Below are 19,378 nucleotides of genomic sequence, written 5' to 3'. Positions count from 1 at the left end.
CCGTCAGCGTCGTCTTGCCGTGGTCAACGTGACCAATCGTACCAACGTTCACGTGCGGCTTGGTCCGCTCGAACTTTTCCTTTGCCATGTCAGCTCCTCAATTCGGAATCGGCTAATTACTAGATTTGGATGCGGGCGGCACGCACACGCGCGCCGCCCAAAACACGTTGATTACTTCGTACCCTTGGCGGCCATCACAGCTTCGGCGATGTTCTTCGGTGCCTCAGCGTATTGCTTGAATTCCATGGTGTACGTGGCGCGGCCTTGCGTCTGCGAGCGCAGCGACGTCGAATAACCGAACATTTCCGACAGCGGGACTTCGGCCTTGATGATCTTGCCGCCGCCCACCATGTCGTCCATGCCCTGCACGATGCCGCGGCGGGACGACAAGTCGCCCATCACGGTACCCGTGTAGTCTTCCGGCGTTTCCACTTCCACAGCCATCATCGGCTCGAGCAGAACCGGGGTGGCGCGGCGCATGGCTTCCTTGAAAGCCATCGAGCCAGCCATGCGGAACGCGTTTTCGTTCGAGTCAACGTCGTGGTACGAACCGAACGTCAGCGTAACTTTCACGTCCACCACCGGGAAGCCAGCCAGAATACCGGCCGGCAGCGTGTCGACGATACCCTTCTCCACCGCCGGGATGTATTCGCGAGGAATCACACCGCCCTTGATGGCGTCCACGAACTCGAAGTTCTTGCCAGACTTCTTCGCCTCGTCATCCGCCGGTTCCAGCGTGATCACAGCGTGACCGTACTGACCGCGACCGCCCGACTGTTTGACGAACTTGCCTTCGACGTCTTCAACCTTCTTGCGGATGGTTTCGCGGTAGGCAACTTGCGGGGCGCCGATGTTGGCTTCCACGCCGAATTCGCGCTTCATGCGATCGACCAGAATTTCGAGGTGAAGCTCACCCATACCCGAAATGATGGTCTGGCCCGACTCTTCATCGGTGCGCACGCGGAACGACGGATCTTCAGCAGCCAGGCGGTTCAGGGCAATACCCATCTTTTCCTGGTCAGCCTTGGTCTTCGGCTCGACAGCCTGGGAGATCACCGGCTCCGGGAACACCATACGCTCGAGAATGATCGGAGCGCTCGGATCGCACAGCGTGTCACCCGTGGTGGCGTCCTTCAGGCCCACCGCGGCGGCGATGTCGCCTGCCAGCACTTCCTTGATTTCTTCGCGCTGGTTGGCATGCATCTGCAGAATACGGCCCAGACGCTCCTTCTTCTGCTTCACCGGGTTGTACACGGTGTCGCCCGAGTTGATCTTGCCCGAGTAGACGCGGAAGAAGATCAGCTGACCAACGAACGGGTCGGTCATGATCTTGAATGCCAGCGCCGAGAACTTCTCGTTGTCGTCGGCCTTGCGCTCGAGCTTCTTCTCTTCGTCGTTTTCGTCGATGCCCTGGACCGGCGGGATGTCGACCGGCGACGGCAGGAAGTCGATCACGGCGTCGAGCATGCGTTGCACGCCCTTGTTCTTGAACGCGGTGCCGCACAGCATCGGCTGGATTTCGCAGGCGATGGTACGGTCGCGCAGAGCCTTGACGATCTCAGCACGGGTCAGCTCTTCGCCGCCCAGGTACTTTTCCATCAGCTCTTCGCTGGCTTCAGCAGCCGACTCGACCATCTTCTCGCGCCACTCGTTCGCGACGTCAACCAGGTTGGCCGGGATGTCGTGATATTCGAATTTCACGCCCTGGCTGGCTTCGTCCCAAATGATCGCCTTCATTTCCAGCAGATCGACGACGCCCTGGAAGCCATCTTCAGCACCGATGGGCACCACGACCGGCACCGGGTTGGCCTTCAGACGGGTCTTCAATTGGTCGTAGACCTTGAAGAAGTTCGCGCCGGTGCGGTCCATCTTGTTGACGAATGCCAGACGCGGCACCTTGTACTTGTTGGCCTGGCGCCAGACGGTTTCCGACTGCGGCTGCACGCCACCCACTGCGCAGTACACCATGCACGCGCCGTCGAGCACACGCATGGAACGCTCCACCTCAATGGTGAAGTCCACGTGACCCGGGGTGTCGATGATGTTGAAGCGGTGCTCGGGGTAGTTGCCGCCCATGCCCTTCCAGAAAGCGGTGGTAGCAGCGGACGTGATGGTGATGCCGCGCTCTTGCTCCTGCTCCATCCAGTCCATGGTGGCGGCGCCATCATGCACTTCACCGATCTTGTGGTTCACACCGGTGTAGAACAGGATCCGCTCGGTCGTGGTGGTTTTGCCGGCGTCGATGTGAGCGGAGATACCGATGTTACGGTAGCGCTCAATGGGGGTCTTACGAGCCACGGTTAATCCTCAGATTCGTCAACGGGGCGCCGGCCCATGGCCAAGCGCCCCTAATACAAATGGGCGAGATGTGCGCACACAGCCCGCCCAGCAACCAACAACGTCTCGCGTCGCTTAGAAGCGGAAGTGCGAGAACGCCTTGTTGGCTTCAGCCATGCGGTGCACTTCGTCGCGCTTCTTCATGGCGCCGCCGCGGCCTTCCGAGGCTTCGAGCAGCTCACCAGCCAGACGCAGGGCCATCGACTTCTCGCTGCGCTTCTTCGCAGCTTCCCGCAGCCAACGCATCGCCAATGCCAGACGACGCGACGGCCGGACTTCGACCGGCACCTGATAGTTGGCGCCACCAACACGGCGGCTCTTCACTTCGACCACCGGCTTGATGTTGCCGATAGCCAGCGTGAACACCTCGATAGGCGCCTTGCCTGCTTTCTTCTCGATCTGGTCGAACGCACCGTAGACGATACGCTCAGCCACCGACTTCTTGCCGTCCAGCATCAGGACGTTCATGAACTTGGCGACTTCCACATTGCCGAACTTCGGGTCCGGCAGAATTTCCCGCTTGGGGACTTCACGACGACGTGGCATCTTCTTTCCTTCTCTGTTCAGTTGAGAACCGCTTCGGTTCTCCGGCCACCAACTAGCTTGTCTTCCAACAATCTGAGCCGGGTGACCACTTACTCGACGGTGCCAGTGCGGTCAAAAAACGCACCGTTGTACCGCCTGCTCATGACAAGACCGTGACCGCAAAAGCGGCGCGATCTCACTGACGACTTAAGCCGCCTTCGGACGCTTCGCGCCGTACTTCGAACGCGCTTGCTTACGGTCCTTGACGCCTTGCAGGTCAAGGGAGCCGCGCACGATGTGGTAACGCACACCCGGCAAATCCTTCACACGACCGCCGCGGATCAGCACGACGCTGTGTTCTTGCAGGTTGTGGCCTTCACCGCCGATGTACGAAATGACTTCGAAACCGTTGGTCAGGCGCACCTTGGCGACCTTACGCAGTGCCGAGTTCGGCTTCTTCGGCGTCGTGGTGTACACGCGGGTGCACACGCCGCGACGCTGCGGGCAGTTCTCAAGTGCCGGGCTCTTGCTCTTCAGCTTTTCCGAGACGCGGGGCTTGCGAACCAGTTGATTGATGGTTGGCATTGTTCAATCCAGCTTGGTTTTTGAAAAATCGCCGGCTCACATGACGTGAACGCCTCATTTGTGAGGCGGACGGCGCAATCGGGTTTTATGGAAGTGGCGAGCAGAACGCTCTGAAGGGAGGACCTGCGGGAACAGATCAAGACCAAAGAGCGCGAGCCCGTCTGGTTCAGATGTCTTGCACAGCGCTTTGCTGAGCATGGACGCGCGAAACCAGAAGCCAAAAACTCGAATCTGGCACTATAGCGGGCTGCCTTGCAAGCGTCAAGCGCGCCGCCGGTCTGGCGACGCGCGGGAGGGGTCAACAGCGGCGCGGTGTGGCGCCGATGGCACGCCGCGCACCTGCCGGCCACATGAAGACGAGTGCGGCCGCCACCACAAACCCAAGGGCGAGAACGGATACGCCGATCCAGCCGGCGCTCGCCCAAGCCACGCCGGCCAAACCGCCGCCTGCGGCCGCGCCAAAGAAGAACGCCCCGGTGTAGAGACCATTCACACGTCCGCGGATCTCCGGCGACAGCGTGTTGACCATATAGCGGCCGAGCGCCTGGTCGCCGATGGCGCCGAAGTCGAGCAGCAGCGCCGCGGCGACCAGCATCGTCAATATGACGGGGACGCTCAGCCCGGGCAACAGCGCGGAAGCCAGCGCCAACAGCAGACCCGTCGCCGCACTGCCGTGCGCGAGCAGGGTACCCACGCGCACCAAGCCGCGATCCGCCAGCCGTCCGGCAATGGGCGCCGCCACGACACCGGCGGCGCCACACAGCGCAAAGATGCCGATGCCGTTCTGCGAAAGATGGAACGGCGCTGCCGCCAACCGCAGCGCCACGGCCGTCCAGAACAGCGTGAACGCCGCCATCAGCAAGGCCTGGGTTGCGGCGCGCCGGCGCAACAACGGTTCGCTGCGCAGCAGACGACCGTACGAGCCCAGCAGCGCCCCATACGACTGCGAGCGCGGCGGCACGAAGGTCGGCATCACGCGCGGGAGGAGGACAGCCAGCACGGCAATCGCCACCGCCGATGCGCCGTAGAACGCCCGCCAGCCCCACTGCGCTGCGATCAGACTGGCCGCCGGGCGCGAGAGGAGGATGCCCAGGTTCAGCCCGATCATGATGTCGCCAAGCACACGCCCCCGCCTGTGGTCTGCGGCCAGGCGCCCGGCCAGCGCAATCAGCATCTGAATGACCGTCGACGTGAGGCCGATGGCGAAGGCGGCCAGCATCAGCACCTGGCCGCTGTGCGCCACGGTGGTCAGCGCCAGCGACGCCACCACGCCCCACAGCGTGCGGGAGGCAAGCGCGCGGTTGTCTTGCAGATCAGTCAGCGGCATCAGCAGCAAGAGACCGATGCCGTAGCCGATGAGCGTGGCGGTCACCAGTAGCCCGGTGGCGGCCGTGGTCCAGCCGATGCTCGCGGCGATCTCGGCGACGAGCGGCTGGATGCCGAACAGGTTGATGACGATGAGCCCGACGGCGGCGGCAAACAACGGCGTGGCGCCGCGGGGAAGCCGGTCGGCGGATGGCGGGTTGGAAACGGCAACAGCAACGGCAGGGGCTTCGGTAGTCATGATGAACGAGACGAAGAGTCAGAGTGCCCATCGTAGCCAGCCGATTCGCGCAGATTAAGGTAGCCTTTGGCGCCACATTGTTTCCAGAAGCACGCAAATATGGATCGGCTCTCTGAGGTGGTGGTCTTCGTGCAGGTGGTGGAGCGCGGCAGCCTGTCGGCGGCGGCCGATGCAATGGGCATGTCGCGCGGGGTGATCAGCAAGGCGCTAGCGCGGCTGGAGGCGCGGTTGCAGACGCGCCTGTTGCAGCGGACAACGCGGCGTCTGTCGCTCACCGAGGCGGGCGCTGCATTCTTCGAGAAGAGCCGCGAGGGCTTGGCGCTCGTCGATGCGGCCGAACAGGCTGTGACCGCCTTACGTGATGAGGCGCGCGGCACACTGCGCGTGTCGGCACCGGCCTCGTTTGCGGTGACATTGTTGGCGCCGATGCTTGGTGCATTCCAGGCGCGCTACCCCGCGGTGCAGATCGACCTGGACATGAACGACCGCTACGCCGATCTCGTCGCCGGGCGCATCGACGTGGCGATCCGCATCGGCATGCTGGAGGACTCGTCGCTGGTGGCGCGGCGGTTGGCGAGTTGCGCGCATGTCATTTACGGCGCGCCGTCGTATTTCCGCAAGCGGGGCATCCCGCGGTCGCCGGAGGATTTGCGCGACCACAACTGCCTCGTCTACGCCAACTACGATGGGCCGCACGACTGGGTGCTGACGGATGCCGCCGGTCAGCGACACATCGCGCATGTGAACGGTTCTATGCTGGCCAACAACAGCCTCGTGCTGCGTGAGGCGGCGCGTTCAGGGTTGGGAGTGTCGCTGGGACCGGCGTATCTGGTGCGCGACGATATTGCGGCCGGCCGCCTGCAGTCGGTGCTAACCGACTACGCTGCGCGCGAGGTGCCGCTGCACGCCGTGTTCACGCAGCGTGTGCATCTGCTGCCGAAGGTGCGGGCATTTGTCGATTTCCTGGGCGACCACCTGCGCAACACTGGCGTGATGGGGCCATTGCCAGTGGCCGCCTAGGCGGCCTCGCGGCATTTCTCCAGCACGTCGAGCAGCGCCTGGCCGTAGCGGTCCAGCTTTGCCACGCCGATACCCGGCAGCTCGCCGAGCGCCTCGCGCGAATCGGGATCGGTCTCGGCAATGCGCGCGAGTGTGGCGTCGTGGAAGATCACATATGCCGGCACGCTGTGCTCGCGCGCGGCCAGCGTGCGCCAGGCACGCAATGCCTGCCAGCGCACCTGCGCCTCGGAGGAAAGCTCGGCGGCCGGATCGGCGCGCCGCTCCTTCTTGGTCGACGATGACGACGAGCCACGCACCTTCTCGGTCTGACGGCGCAGGATCACCGACTGCGCACCCTTGAGCACGGGACGCGCCGCGTCGGTCAGGATCAGCGCGCCATGCCCGCCGTGGTCCACCGCAAACAGGCCCTGCGCGACCAACTGGCGGAACACGCTGCGCCACGTGGCCTCAGACAGCTCGCTGCCGATGCCGAAGGTGGAGAGCGTCTCGTGATGCCACTGCTTGATGCGCTCGGTCGCGTTGCCGCGCAGGATGTCGATAAGCTGGCCGGCGCCGAAGCTCACGCGGCTGGCCTGCTGCACACGGTACGCGCAGGACAGTGCCATCTGCGCCTCGCGCGTGGCGTCCCAGGTTTGCGGCGGCTCGAGGCACGTATCGCAGTTACCGCAGGGCTGGCTGCTTTCGCCAAAGTACGCGAGCAGTGCAACACGGCGGCAGCTTGCGGCTTCGCACAGGCCGAGCAGCGCTTCGAGCTTGGCAGTGGATACGCGCTTGTGCACATCGTCCGCATCGGACTCGTCGATCATGCGGCGCTGCTGCACCACGTCGGCCAGGCCGTAAGCCATCCACGCGTTGGCCGGCATGCCGTCGCGGCCAGCGCGGCCGGTCTCCTGGTAGTAGCCCTCCAGGCTCTTGGGCAAATCCAGATGCGCAACGAAACGCACGTCCGGTTTGTCGATGCCCATGCCAAAAGCGATGGTCGCCACCATCACGACGCCTTCCTCCTTGCGGAAGATCGCCTGATGGCGGGCGCGAACGTCAGAGTCCATCCCCGCGTGATACGGCAGCGCGCGGATGCCCTGCTCAGCCAGCCACTGCGCGGTCTCTTCCACTTTCTTGCGCGACAGGCAGTAGACGATGCCGGCATCGCAGGTGTCGCCATCCATGTGCTCGGCACGAATGAAGCGCAGCAACTGCTGGCGCGCGCTGTCCTTCTCGACAATGGTGTAGCGGATGTTCGGGCGGTCGAAGCTGGAGAGGAAGACGCGTGCGCCCGTCAACGCGAGGCGCTCGACGATCTCGTCGCGCGTGACGGCATCGGCCGTGGCCGTGAGTGCGATGCGCGGCACGTGCGGGAAACGCTCGTGCAGCACGGAAAGCTGGATGTATTCGGGCCGGAAATCGTGCCCCCACTGCGACACGCAGTGCGCTTCGTCGATGGCGAACAGGCCGATGCGCGAACGCTCCAGCAGCTCGAGGAAGCGCGGCGTCATCAACCGCTCGGGCGCCACGTAGACGAGGTCCAACCGCCCCGCCGCCAGATCGCGTTCGACCTGCGCGGCCTCGGCGCCCGTCAGCGCGGAGTTGAGGTACGCGGCGCGCACGCCGGCTTCTTCCAGCGCGGCCACCTGATCCTGCATCAGCGCAATCAGCGGCGAAACCACGATACCGGCGCCCTGCCCGCGCCGGTGCCGCACGAGCGCCGGGATCTGATAGCAGAGCGATTTGCCGCCGCCGGTTGGCATCAACACCAGGCAATCGCCGCCGTCCGCCACGTGGGTGACGATCTCCGCCTGCGGGCCGCGGAAGGCGCTGTAGCCGAACACGTCGTGCAGCACCGCATGCGTGGCGGCGGCGGTGTCTTCGGGCAGCGCCTGCAGCGCGTGGTCTATGGCGGGAGAGTCGTACATCGGGGCGGCGGGTGCGCGCGGTGTCACGCGCGGGCCGGGCAAAACCGCTATTGTGACAAACCCCGCCGAGGGGTGGTCAATCAGGACGATCGGATTGTTGGCAGCGGTGCGGTCAAACCTTGCGCGCAACGATGCGATGGATCGTCCGCCCCGACGACCGGCTGACAGCCGCCTCGTCGAAAACCCGTTCGGTGCCGGCCAGCGCCTCGCGCACGGGCGCCGCATCGAACGACGTGAACAACCTTCCGCGCCCATCGCGCTGGTCGGCGTCGGACGCGACGCGCCAGCTCAGGTACAGCGTGCCGCCCGGCCGCAGCAACGACACCAGCCGCTGCACCGCCTCGCCAATCTGCTCGGGCGGCAGATGCATGATGACGGTCTCACAGACGACGTTGTCGAACGCGCCTTCGGCAATGCCGACCAACTCGGGCAGCAGCGCCTGCCGGAACGACAGCCCAGGATACTGCTCGCGCGCCACTTCCAGCAGCGCGGCGGACGCGTCGTAGCCGACGGCCGGATACCCGTTGGCGTTGAGCCACGCCACCTCGCGCCCCGCACCGCAGCCAATGTCGGCGGTGGCGCCGCCTGCCTTGAACTCACGGCGCAGCAACGCGTACAGGTCTTCAGGCGCCGGTTGCTCGCGCCACTCCTGAGCGAATGTTTCGGCGAGGGCGTCGTAGGCGGCAACGGTCTGCGTGTCCATGGCGGTCCTATTTCATCGTGAAACTGCGCAAGAGCGTCAGATCGCCGGCCTTGCGCATCGGCACGACAAACGTCTGCTGGCGCTCGGATGGGGTGTTCTCGTCGGTGATGATGGTGACGGTGGCGGTCGTGATCGCGCTGCGGTCATTGCCGCTGCCGTAGTAGTTCACGTAGACGAGATACGTGCCGGGCACGGGCGCCGGGTTCGAATAGATCTCGGGACCATAGCCGGTCGTGACATCCACGTCGAGCGCGCCGCCGTTTTCGACCACGCGGTTGCCGTACCAGGCATGCTGGCCGTCGGGCGAGATGACGTGCAGATCGAGATCGGTGCCGTCGGTGTCCCACGACAGGACCACGCGCAAACGCGGACGCTGCTTGCCGGTGTAGCTGTCGTAGAACTGCACGCGCTTGGCATCGCCGCGCGCGCTGCGCACCTCGACGCTGTTGCTGCCCGCGCCAAATGCGTACGGGCGCGAGAACGTGCCGTCGGCCTCGATGCGCTGCGGCATGGCCACGCCGTTGACGATCAGCGTACCCACCGACGAGCCATCGGCTCCACGACGGCGCCGAGGCTTGCTTTCATCCGTTGCTGCGGCAGCCTTAGGCTGGTTGCGGATGCGCCCGGCAATCATCGAGGCGGTGCCCTGCCCTTGCGGCGTCGACACCGACACCGCCGGGTAATGCACGTCCTGCGTGTAGCGGGATTCGTCCCCCGCCGAATTGCGCCAGCCGTTGAGCGGCGCGGTGATCTCGACATTGCCCGCGTCGGTTTGCGCAAGCGCACCGCCGGCGGCCGCCGACGTGGCAAGCGCGATGGCAACGGCGAGACGAAGAGTGGAAGGCGTCATGTGCGTCAGAAGCGGATCGATCTCATCAGCGCCAGCTCGCCGATCTTGCGCAGCGGCACGCTGACGAACTCGCGCCGCTCGTGGGGCGTGTTCTCGTTATAGATCAGCGTCAGTTGCGCGGTGATGAGATCGCGGTCGTGCGCCTTTTCATCGAAGTTGTAGCCGCCGGCGTTGAAGTTGCCCCAGTAGTTCACGTAGAACAACCACACGCCGGGCCGCGGCGCTGCGGTAGAGAAGATCTCGGGGCCGGCACCGTCGACGCTGTCCACGTCGAGCCCGCCGCCGTCGGAGAGCAGCGGCTGCGCCCAAAACGCGTGATCGCCAATCGGCGAAATGACGTGCATGTCGACCTCGGCGCGCGGATCGTCCCACGTGAGGATGGCGCGCAGCTTGGCCGACGTCTTGGTCGTGTCCGCCTCGTAGAACTGCAGGCGTTGGCGCGACTGGCCATCGGCGCTGACGATCTCGACGCTGTTCGAGCCGGGGCCGAACGCCCACGGGCGCGCGAAGCGGCCTTCGGCATCGCCATACAACGGCATGGCGTTGCCGTTGACAACGAGCACCGGGGGGCGGCGCGCCTTGCCGGCGGCGCGGATGCGCCCGGCGATGAGGGTGCGGTATTTTTGCGCGCCGCGGTCCACGGGCGGTTTCGGATACGCCGCGGTGTACTGCTCCAGCTCGTTGGTCAGCTTGCTGTTGCGCCAACCGCCGATCGGACCCTCCAGATCGGCCACCGGCTCAGCCAGCGCCAAACCGGCCAGCAGCAGCGCAGCAGCCCCCAGCGCCAAGCGCGTCATCCCACTCTTCACAGCAAACCCTCCCCTCGGATCAGGCGACGCGCCATCGCCTCGACAAACTGTTCGTCCTGCCCGCGCGGGTGCCGCGCAAAGGCCAGGTGCAGATATTCGTGCGTCAGCGCGATGCGGTCTTCCTCGGTGGCAAGGCGGTGCACGTAGAGCCGGTTGCGGCGCGCATCGGCATACGGCCGGCCCTCGTGCACGACGCACACGGCGGGCAGCGGCGGCGTCTCGTAACCGGGCTCGGCACTCAGCCGCGCGGACCAACCCGGCGCGCGCGCCAGCAGCCACTGCTGGGCGCCCGCCACGGGTGAACAATCCCCGGCCACCGGGCTCTGGAACGACGTGAGCGTCGCCTGTGGCCACCACTGCGCGAGGATGGCGTCGAACCCTTGGCCGCGCTGTGCGGCGGTACGCGCGGCGGTCCAACTCATCTGGCCGCGCGCGCCGATGGTGCTGTGGTACTGCACCGACTGGCCCGTCAGGACCAGCGTGTCGGTAAATTCAGCGGCGTTGCGCGCAGCAGCCAGCGGCGAGCGGGGCAGCACGCGCTGCGTGCGCGAGCTGTCGGCGATCCGGTAGCAGCCCTTGTCGCGCGAGGCGTGCTGCACGAGGTAGCTGCGTGCTGCCACGGCCAACGCGCGGGCGGCCTGCGGCTCGGCGAGTTGGCCTTCACGCTCGACCACGCGCGCCACGTAGTCGTTCATGCCCAGGCGGCCGGTGATGACCGGCGTATTGTTCTGGCGCGCGAGCGTCAACTCGCCCTTGCTCTCGATCGGCAGCGTGTTGCCGTTGAGGAAGCGCACGGCATAGCGCCCTTCCAGGCGACCGGCGGCGACTGGCCGGCCGCTAGCATCGCGCACCTCGCGAATCGGGTAACGCGCGAAGAAATCGACCGCGACGCAGGCATCGTCGTCGGGCACGGGCGTCTGCTCGATCAATGGCGTGAGGCGCAGTGCGGCGGCGGCCAACACCTGGTTGCTCGACCCTGCGCCCCCAAGCCATACAGGCGTTCCATCGGCCAGCCAGCCGGCGGCACCGCCGATCGACGCGCCTGGGCGCTGCGGGTCGGGCATCGTCCACGTCTTGGCGCGCAGCAGACCACCGAAGTTCGACACGGTGCCCTCGCCCCGCCCGACGGTCAGCACGGAAATGAGCGTTTGCGCGGCGGCCTCGCGGCCATCGGCTGGGACGGTGCGCAGCGCGGTGAGCAGATCGGCGACCGGAACGCGACGCGTCGGCTGCATGGCGCGCAGGTCGCGCAGCCACGTGGGCGATCCGGCTTGCTGCCAGAAGCGGCGCCAATCCGCATGGTCCAGGCCGAGACGTGCGGGTTCGAAATAGCGGCCGCACGATTGGATGAGCGCACGCTCGCGGTCGATGCTGTTGCCCGCGGTGCAGCAATACACCTCTTCGGCGTCGTTGCCGTGGCACGTGTAGTCGGGCGTGCTGATGCGGCGCGAGACGAGATAGCTGTAGACGAAGAGTTTCCAGACGCTGCCCAGCGGTGTTTCGGTGTCGCGCGGCAACGCGGTGGCGTGCGGCATGCCGCCGGCCGGGTCAGCGCTGAACTGCCAGAGCCTGGCTTCGTCGCCCTGCAAAGCGGCATATCGCAGCTGCGGAAGCGCCTGGGCAACCGGTGCGGCGATGGCGTGCCCAGCCTGCCCAGCAGGCGCGAGTGCGCCGACGGCCCAGAGCAGGCCGGTCAGCACACCACGCGCGAGCAGGCGGGGACGCATCGCCAGATCACTCCACCTTGAACGGATAGCTGGCCGTCTTGCCGTCGCCCTGGAACGCCTTGGCTTCCGGCTGGTACATGCGGAAGTAGCGCACCGGCGGCAGCGCAAAGCGACCTGGCAGCGAGAAACGCACAAGCTGACGCAGCACGGTCGGGCGCTCCAGCGCGGGTACCGGCTGGTTGTACGAGAGCTGGCCCATTTCATACGCGGCCTTGCGCTCGAACGCCTGCGCGCCGTTGCCTTCGTTCGGCTCGCCCTTCAGGCCGTCGATCTGGATACCCCAGGTGGTGGCTTCCACTTCGGCGCCCGGCGGCAGCGGCACTTCGACCAGACCGTAGCGGTACGTGCCTTGGCGCGGCGTCAGCACAACCTCGTCGACGTAGAGTGCGTTGCTGTCGAGCGTGTCGCCCGGCTTGACCGGCTTGGCAGTGAAGGCGATGCCGCTGCTGCTGGTGTCTCCCGGCTGCTTGGGCGCCTTCGGGTCCGGCTTGGCCGGCGTCGAATCGATCGGCTCAAGGCGGTACAGCTTGCGCTCTACCGTGATCGGCAGCTTAGACGCCTCGGCCGCGCGGCTGCGGTACGACACGATGGCCGATTGCGTGGTCACGTCGGTCGGGGCCGTCGTGAGGTCCAGCGCGGCAGGCACTTGCGCGCCGGTCCAACGCCACGTCGGCACACCCACCGGGGAGCGCGTTGCCTGCCAACCGCCGGCCGAGACGGCTGGCTGGATCGCGGCAACGCTGGCGCCTTGCAGGCCACCCAAACCCTTCTGCAGCCAGACCAGCGCGACAGCGCGATCCATCGTCGGCATGGCCGCGCTGGCGCGGGCCAGCAGCGGTGCCGGGTCGGCCGCCGAGCGGCCCCCGCCCATCAGCAGCAGGCTTTGCACCAGCGGCGAGGTGTTGGCAGCCAGCGCGTTGCGTGCCGCAATGTCAGCAGAGACCAGCGCTTCCGGCACCGGTTGACCGACTTGGCGCATCAGTTGCGCCGTCAGCACCGTCGCCACCTGACGGCCGCGCGCGGAGTCCGGCGCCACGAAGATCAGGCTGTCGCCCGCGGCGGGCTCGGCGTCGACCGGGGCCTTGGTGTTGCGCGCAAGCTCATTCGCCACGCCGGACAGCGGTGTTGCCACCGGCAAGCCCATCTCATTGGCAAACCACAGTGCGAGCGCGCGGTGCAGCAGCGGCTCGTTCTGGCTGGTGCGCTTGTAGGCTTCGAGCACCTGCTTCCAGTTGTCTGCCGGCAGGCTGATGCCAACCGAGCGACTGGCGAGCCAATCCGCGTAGTACGCATACGAGGTGATCAGTGCACTGCTGGTGGTCAGTTCGCCCCACCAGCCGAAGGTGCCGTTCGTGCCGGCCAGCAATGCCAGACGCTGACGTTGCGTGCGCAACAGCGCCTCGACACCTTGCGTGCCTGCCGGGCCGCTGTCGCCCAGACGTGCCCCCGTGGCAGCCAGGCTCTGCTGCGCAATGGCCAGCGGGATCAGGCGGCTGGCGGTCTGTTCGGCGCAACCGTACGGATATTCGATCAGGTCATCGGCCACGCGGGCGAACTGGCTTGCCGTGTTGCCGACCACGCGCAGGCGCACGTCGCGCGCGTCCGCAGGCAGGCCCAGTGGCAGGCGTGTGCCCTGCAACTGCGTGAGCGCGACGATATTTTCACGATCGGCCAGCCAGCCCGTGGCGTCCAGCTTGACCGTGGTCTGCAGACGGTCCGAAACCTTGTCGTCCCGCTTCAGCTCTGCATTCACGATGCCCGCCTGCAGCGCCGTGACGGGCGCGCGCAGGTAGTTGGCGCCCCGCTTGAGCGTCACACGCTGGTTGATGTTCAGGCCAGCGCCCGAGACGATCCAATCGGCAGTGATGTCCTTGTCGGTCTGGTTGAAGGCGACCATGTCCAGGCGCGGCTGATCGCTCTCGCGGAAGCGTTGCGGGCCGGTCCATTTCAGGTACAGCGGCTTGTCGGAGCGGATGCTCGCGGTGCGCTGGCCGACGATGCCGTCCGATGCGCCGGTGGTGGACACCGCACGCACCGTGATGCGCCAGCGCGCCAGCGAATCAGGCATCTTGAAGGTCATGCGTGCACGGCCATCGGCGCCGGTCTGCAGGTTGGCGACCCAGGCAGCGGTGTCCTGCTCGTCGCGGCGCGGGCGCTCAAGCACCTTCACACCGCGCTCGTTGTGGCGGCCATAGGTGCCACCCGGTTTGCCCGGCAGCGACGCGAGCGCCAGGTCGTAGCTGATGAAACTCTGGCTCGACGTGGTGCGCACGCTGTTGCGGCGCGGGTGATAGAAGAAGTCGACGATGCTGGGTGCCACTTCGGGCTGCAGCACGTAGATCATCTCGTCGACCACCGACACGGTCAGGTTGGCTGGCACGGGCTTGCCCGCCAGCGCGCTGGTCAGATCCAGCGTAACGGTCTCGCCTGGGGTGTAGACGGCCTTGTCGGCATGCACGCCCAGCTCCAGCGTGGGTTGCGTGACGACGATGCCGGCGTTCTGGAACACCATGTCGCCGTCGCGCACGTACAGCACCGAGAACGTCATGTTCGGCGCGAACTCCGCACCGATCTTGATGCGCGCGCGGTACTGCGACGGCGTTACCTTCTGCAGGCTGAGCCATTCGCCACCGCGCGTGAGCAGTGCGTGGCGCTCGACCTTGTCGCGCTCCAGCGTGAGCAGCGCATCGTCCACCGGTTGCGGGAACGTGATCAGCGCTTCGGCCGTGTCGCCAATCTGATAGCGATCGCGATCGAACACCATTTCGATATTGCCCGGCACGGTCTGCACGCCGTCGCCGGCCACCCAGTGGCTCGAAGCGGCGAGCAGGTTGCCGGCCGCATCGCGCACCGACAGCGTGTACGAACCCGGCTGGTCAAACTTGACCGGGAACGTTGCATTGCCCTTGGCATCCGGCGCCAACGTGCCTTCGGTGCGGGTGCGCGTTTCCAGGCGCACCAGATCCCACTTGGCGGGCGGCGCGCTGGCACCGCTTGTGCCACCCACAACAGGCATCGGCGTGAGCGTGAACGACACGTTCTGCCCCGGCGTAGTGAAGTTCGACGCGGTGGACAGCTTGTACGGCGTCGCGCCACGGGCGATCAGCAATTCGCGCGTGACCTTTACGCGGTACGCCGCGCCGTCGTTGGCAAACACAGTCACCACGTAGCGGCTCGGCTCCTTGGCAGCGGGCAGCTCCAGCTTCGCGTTGCCGTCACCATCGGTGGTCAGCTCCTGCTGCTCCAGCTTGACGGGGAACAGGCCCGCGTAACGCAGCTCGCCCTCCACCATCGTCACCTGTTGCGCGCGCAGGCTGACCGACACCTTGCCGTTCTTCACCGGCTTGCCGTCCGGATAGCGCAGGCTGATCTTGCCCTTGACCGATTCGCCCGTGCCGTAACTGGCTTTGTCCAGCGACAGGTTCACGTCAAAGTGCGGCTTGATGTATTCGGCCACGCGGAAGGCGCCGCCGTAGGTACCGCCGTTGTAGTCAAAGCGCAGCGAGTAGCCGCCGGCCGGCGCGTTGGACGGTAGCGTAAAGCGCGCATCGGCCCCGGTCTCACCCGCCAGGCGCGTGGTGGACGTGGCCACTGGCGTGCCGTTCGGGTCGAGCACTTGCAGCTTGATGTCGCCGGCAGCCGGCACGGTCGATTCGGTCGCGTTCTTGAAGTTGCGGCCGATGAACTTGACGCTCACTTCGTCGCCTGGACGGTACAACGGGCGATCGGTGAAGGCGTACAGCTTGGTGTTGTAGATCTCGCTGTCGTAATAGAAATTCTCGGAGATGAATACGCCGCCCGCGCGGTCGTTGCCGATCACGTAGCTGCGTTCAGGCGAGACGTGGCGCAGGTCGGCCGTGCCATCCGCCTCGGTGGTGCCGGAAGCCAGCACGCCCACGCCGTCAGTCCAACTCACCGACGCCCCGCCGACGGGCTTGCCGCTCTTGCGCTCGGCCGTCCACACCATCATCCCTTGCGAGGTGCCCTTGGTGACAGCCACGGTGTCCGACACGAACAGCAGCGCGTGCGCACGGTATGCACCAATCACGGCTTCGACGATGTACAGACCCGCCGGCAGCTTGCCGACCGGAATCATCACGTTGCCGGCGTTTTGTGGCATCCACTCGCTGCTGCTGCCTTCGAGCTTCACGTCCTTGGGTGGCGCGATCGGCTTGGCATCCCAGATCGGGTAGCGGAAGCGGCCCAGCAGTTCGTACCCCTTGAGCGGCGCGTACTGCGGATTGTTCGAGAAGCGCGTGGGCGCGGTCATCTGGTCGCCCATGCTGAACTGTGGCGCGGTCTCCACGGCCTTGCTGCGCGTGGCGAACGACAGCACGCGCTGCCAGGCGCGGCGGGCCTGGCGCGTCCAGTTGTCCCACAGATAGGCCAGCGTGTTGGCCAGGCCTTCGCCGGTGTAGTTGGCCTTGACGTCGATGCGGTGCAGGTTCTTCTGCGCCTTCAAGAATTCCAGCGGCTGCGGCACGCGATAGACAAGAATGTCGGCGCCGCCGTAGCGGGAAAGTTCATCCTTGTACTCGCGGCCCGGCGCTTCGAGGCGGACCATCGCTTCCTGATCGGTACCGTAGCTCGCATCCGACAGCAGGAAGAACGGCTGGCCCTTGAACGGCTCGTAGCCGCTGCCCGGCACGTCGAACAGCGTGGGGTTCGGCTTTTCGGGAGCATCGGCTGCATGCGCTGCCGGCACCGAAGCGACCACCGCCAGCACCATCAGGCAGACGGCGGCAACGAGATTGAACGACAGCCAACGGTTGCGCATGAGTTTTTCTACCGTGTCAGAAAGGCCAGACGAAACACGCCGATGAAGTTGGGGTTGCCGCTCTGCGGCTGCCAGCGCGAGTCTTTCCATTGCATCAGTTCAGAGACCGGGACCGCGCGCAGGCCGTTGTCGGTGCGGGTGACGGTGCCGGTGTGGTAAGCGATGTAGCGATCCATCCAGATCATCAGATGCTGGTCGTCGCCTTGATCGAAGAAGAGCAGATCGCCCGGGAGCGCCTGGTTGACATCCTTGGCAATGAATCGGCTGTTCTGCTGGATGAGGCCCAGCGCCGAGACATACGCGCCGGTGCTGCCATCCAAGCGCGCCCACCGCTGCGTGAGCGTGCGCTGGGCCGGCGTGAGATTCAGCTCGGGCGGCAGTTGCCGCGCGGATTCCGCATCGCGCATGCCGTTGGCACGCAACCACCTGGCGTCGTGCGGGCGCAGTGCCTCGCCAGCGGCAAAGCGCACCAGGCCGGCGCAGTCGCGGTGCGTCCAGCGCGGCGTCGGACCTTGGCGGAGCTGCTCGTTGACGATGCGCACGAACCACGCACGGAACACGCTGGATTGATCCGGCGTCAGTGCATCGGCGTCCGCCGGTGCCGTGTCGGCCCAGCCCGACAGCGCATGCACAGACGGAGCGAGCAGGCAGGCGCCCGCCGCCGTCAACCAGCGGCGGCGGTTCAGCGCGGCGGCCTGGGCGCGCAACGTCATTGCGTGCTGGTGTTGTCTGCGGAAGCAGGGGCCGCAGCCTCTGCGGTCGGGGCATCGGCCGAGGGGGCCGGCGCTGCAGATGCGTCAGCCGGCGGTGGCGCACCATCGCCACCGGCAGGCAGACCCCGCCCGCTCGACAGCCACGTCACGGGCACCCAGCCGCGCGACGACGGCACACCGCCATCCAGCGCCAGCGACACCGGCGCGTACCGCGACAACGCCTTGAGCTTCGGAAACAGATGCGTCTGCGCGGCGTTGAGGAACACCGCTTCCTGATCGGCGGGCAGCGCAGCACCGGCTTCGCGGCGAACCAGCGGCGCGAGCGATGCGGGCGTCATCGTCAGGACGATGCGATCGGTCTTGTCCTTCGGCAGGCTATCCGCCACCGCAGGGAAGCGCTTGGCAAGCACCGCCAATGCGTCCTCGACCAGACGCGCGTCGGGCGAGAACACAATCACATCTCCGGCAATCGCCAGCGTGACGGGGAAGTAGCGATCCGACGACAGTTGCGCCGCAAACGGCGCTCCCGCCGATTGCGCAGTACCGTAGCGCGCGCTCACCGGGCGCTGCCACAGCGTGGCGTTGGCAGGCCCCGGCTTCGTCGTCACCGGCAAGCGCTTGTAAGGGCCGGACTTGTCGTCCGACTGCGCCTTGGCTTCGTAAGAACCGACAATCTGGCTGAACAGCGCTGCCAGGGCCGGCTTGACGGCGTCGACCTGGGAAGCCGACGACAGCTTCGCCACGAACAACGGCGCCACGAGCGACGACTTGCCATACCAGCACGCAGCAGCCGGGCCCGCAAACGCATCGCCGACATGCGCGGCGGCCTCACTGATCTCCTTGGCATCGCCGGCCACAGACCGCAGCAGCGTGCCGGCGGCTTTCCAGTCGATCGGCAATGTGGCGCACGCGGCGGGGTCAGACGGGAGCGCACGCCACAGGCCGGCGTTGTCCCACTTGCCGGTCAGACGGGCGGGGTCGATCAGCGCGGCGCTCTGCCAGCCGTTGCCCCCGCCGTCGCCCTTGCCCGCACCGAAGTCGAAACGCAGCGCTTCAATGCCGGGAAAATACTGCTGATAACCGAACGACAGGTAGTTGGCGCTCACCACCACGTGATGGCCTGTCGGCTCCTGTGCGGGCAGCGCGTACGACGTGCCCTGGACGTTGCGCTTGCCGGTGTTGTCCGACAACAGCGCCGCCAGCGCACTCGCCTGCTTGGAAATCGGCTTGCCGTCCTTGTCCAGCAGGATGCCCGGCTCGGACAGCGCGATCAGCCGATCCCCCTTGCTGGCAATCAGGATCGAACGTGTGGCCGAGAGTTTGAGCGCATACACCGGCGCGCCGGAATCGCCCAGCCCGTCGGCCACTTTGCTGAGCTGCGTGTCGCTCGCCGCCACGGTGGCCACGGCTTCCAGCGCCTTCGCCAGGCCGTTGCGCTGCATCGAGAGTACCCAGTAGCGCAGCTTGTCGTCCGGACCGCGCCACAGCATCACGCGGGCGGGCTCGTCAAACACGTGCTTGAGCACCGTCTCGGCCAGGTCGAGCTTCTGCTCGTACGCCAGGCGGCGCAGCGCACCGGCCACCGAGAGGCGGTCTTCGTTGCCTTCGTAATAGGCGACGAAATCTTCGGTCAGCACATCGCGCAGCAGCGGCACGCGCAGCACGTCGCGCGGCAGTTGCGACAGGCTTTGGCTGTCGATCAGGGCATCGGGATACGTCAGGTCGAGCTGGACTTGGCGGGCGTGCAGCGCGCGCGTGCGGCCAAACGGGTGCCAGACCATCTGCACCACCGCCGCGCCAGCAACGACCAGGGCGACCGCGCCAACGGCGATCTGCTTGCGTGTGAGCTTCATGGAGG

At 66.3% G+C, this 19,378-nt stretch carries 14 protein-coding genes; 1 reads left to right on the top strand and 13 read right to left on the bottom strand.

The genetic code is table 11. The annotated features are described in order from the left end of the window. From R2N16_RS24600 to R2N16_RS24580, 5 genes are all read right to left on the bottom strand, one after another. Positions 1-88: GTP-binding protein (locus R2N16_RS24600; protein WP_039555751.1), on the bottom strand; the 88-nt coding region annotated here is incomplete at its 3' end. 83 nt (positions 89-171) lie between these two features. Then, positions 172-2,298, bottom strand: coding sequence for an elongation factor G (gene fusA, locus R2N16_RS24595; protein ID WP_316669510.1), 2,127 nt, complete (start codon positions 2,296-2,298; stop codon positions 172-174). Between the two features lie 114 nt (positions 2,299-2,412). Continuing rightward, positions 2,413-2,883, bottom strand: a complete 471-nt coding sequence (gene rpsG / locus R2N16_RS24590) for a 30S ribosomal protein S7 (RefSeq protein WP_004634470.1) — start codon at positions 2,881-2,883, stop codon at positions 2,413-2,415. Positions 2,884-3,069: 186 nt separating this feature from the next. After that, positions 3,070-3,447, bottom strand: coding sequence for a 30S ribosomal protein S12 (gene rpsL, locus R2N16_RS24585; RefSeq protein ID WP_003265519.1), 378 nt, complete (start codon positions 3,445-3,447; stop codon positions 3,070-3,072). A 298-nt stretch (positions 3,448-3,745) separates the two neighbouring features. Then, on the bottom strand, positions 3,746-5,011 hold the full coding sequence (locus R2N16_RS24580; RefSeq protein ID WP_316669508.1) for an MFS transporter: 1,266 nt from the start codon (positions 5,009-5,011) through the stop codon (positions 3,746-3,748). Positions 5,012-5,110: 99 nt separating this feature from the next. Between R2N16_RS24580 and R2N16_RS24575 the strand changes: the two genes are divergently transcribed. Next, positions 5,111-6,031: a LysR family transcriptional regulator gene (locus R2N16_RS24575; protein WP_316669506.1), complete on the top strand. Its 921-nt coding sequence runs from the start codon at positions 5,111-5,113 to the stop codon at positions 6,029-6,031. Here R2N16_RS24575 and recQ read toward each other — a convergent pair. From recQ to R2N16_RS24535, 8 genes are all read right to left on the bottom strand, one after another. Beyond that, entirely contained in the window at positions 6,028-7,941 is a 1,914-nt protein-coding gene (gene recQ / locus R2N16_RS24570; protein WP_316669504.1) for a DNA helicase RecQ, read from the bottom strand. The genes R2N16_RS24575 and recQ overlap by 4 nt on opposite strands. A 112-nt stretch (positions 7,942-8,053) precedes the next feature. Next, a complete protein-coding gene (locus tag R2N16_RS24565; protein ID WP_316669502.1) occupies positions 8,054-8,644 on the bottom strand; it encodes a class I SAM-dependent methyltransferase in 591 nt (196 codons plus the stop codon). Between the two features lie 7 nt (positions 8,645-8,651). Further along, complete coding sequence (locus R2N16_RS24560; RefSeq protein ID WP_316669501.1) at positions 8,652-9,494, bottom strand: YfaP family protein; 843 nt, start codon at positions 9,492-9,494, stop codon at positions 8,652-8,654. Positions 9,495-9,499: 5 nt separating this feature from the next. Further along, positions 9,500-10,291 (bottom strand): YfaP family protein, encoded by a 792-nt coding sequence (locus tag R2N16_RS24555; protein ID WP_316669499.1) that lies wholly within the window; start codon positions 10,289-10,291, stop codon positions 9,500-9,502. Positions 10,292-10,299: 8 nt separating this feature from the next. Next, complete coding sequence (locus tag R2N16_RS24550; protein ID WP_316669497.1) at positions 10,300-12,030, bottom strand: DUF2300 domain-containing protein; 1,731 nt, start codon at positions 12,028-12,030, stop codon at positions 10,300-10,302. A gap of 7 nt (positions 12,031-12,037) precedes the next feature. Next, entirely contained in the window at positions 12,038-16,807 is a 4,770-nt protein-coding gene (locus R2N16_RS24545) for an alpha-2-macroglobulin family protein (RefSeq protein WP_316669496.1), read from the bottom strand. An 8-nt stretch (positions 16,808-16,815) separates the two neighbouring features. Continuing rightward, on the bottom strand, positions 16,816-17,520 hold the full coding sequence (locus R2N16_RS24540) for a DUF1175 domain-containing protein (protein WP_316669494.1): 705 nt from the start codon (positions 17,518-17,520) through the stop codon (positions 16,816-16,818). Continuing rightward, on the bottom strand, positions 17,517-19,373 hold the full coding sequence (locus R2N16_RS24535; RefSeq protein ID WP_316669492.1) for a DUF2138 domain-containing protein: 1,857 nt from the start codon (positions 19,371-19,373) through the stop codon (positions 17,517-17,519). Before R2N16_RS24535 ends, R2N16_RS24540 begins: the two co-directional genes overlap by 4 nt. Positions 19,374-19,378 lie beyond the last annotated feature (5 nt).

Source organism: Ralstonia psammae, from assembly GCF_958405935.1.
GTDB lineage: Bacteria > Pseudomonadota > Gammaproteobacteria > Burkholderiales > Burkholderiaceae > Ralstonia > Ralstonia psammae.
This window is presented reverse-complemented; position numbering and strand designations above follow the sequence as displayed.

Excerpts from the sequence above, each read along its gene's own strand:
- rpsG (WP_004634470.1), bottom strand. The coding sequence starts at position 2,883 with ATGCCACGTCGTCGTGAAGTCCCCAAGCGGGAAATTCTGCCGGACCCG.
- rpsL (WP_003265519.1), bottom strand. The coding sequence starts at position 3,447 with ATGCCAACCATCAATCAACTGGTTCGCAAGCCCCGCGTCTCGGAAAAG.
- R2N16_RS24580 (WP_316669508.1), bottom strand. The coding sequence starts at position 5,011 with ATGACTACCGAAGCCCCTGCCGTTGCTGTTGCCGTTTCCAACCCGCCA.
- R2N16_RS24575 (WP_316669506.1), top strand. The coding sequence starts at position 5,111 with ATGGATCGGCTCTCTGAGGTGGTGGTCTTCGTGCAGGTGGTGGAGCGC.
- recQ (WP_316669504.1), bottom strand. The coding sequence starts at position 7,941 with ATGTACGACTCTCCCGCCATAGACCACGCGCTGCAGGCGCTGCCCGAA.
- R2N16_RS24565 (WP_316669502.1), bottom strand. The coding sequence starts at position 8,644 with ATGGACACGCAGACCGTTGCCGCCTACGACGCCCTCGCCGAAACATTC.
- R2N16_RS24560 (WP_316669501.1), bottom strand. The coding sequence starts at position 9,494 with ATGACGCCTTCCACTCTTCGTCTCGCCGTTGCCATCGCGCTTGCCACG.
- R2N16_RS24555 (WP_316669499.1), bottom strand. The coding sequence starts at position 10,291 with ATGACGCGCTTGGCGCTGGGGGCTGCTGCGCTGCTGCTGGCCGGTTTG.
- R2N16_RS24550 (WP_316669497.1), bottom strand. The coding sequence starts at position 12,030 with ATGCGTCCCCGCCTGCTCGCGCGTGGTGTGCTGACCGGCCTGCTCTGG.
- R2N16_RS24545 (WP_316669496.1), bottom strand. The coding sequence starts at position 16,807 with ATGCGCAACCGTTGGCTGTCGTTCAATCTCGTTGCCGCCGTCTGCCTG.
- R2N16_RS24540 (WP_316669494.1), bottom strand. The coding sequence starts at position 17,520 with ATGACGTTGCGCGCCCAGGCCGCCGCGCTGAACCGCCGCCGCTGGTTG.
- R2N16_RS24535 (WP_316669492.1), bottom strand. The coding sequence starts at position 19,373 with ATGAAGCTCACACGCAAGCAGATCGCCGTTGGCGCGGTCGCCCTGGTC.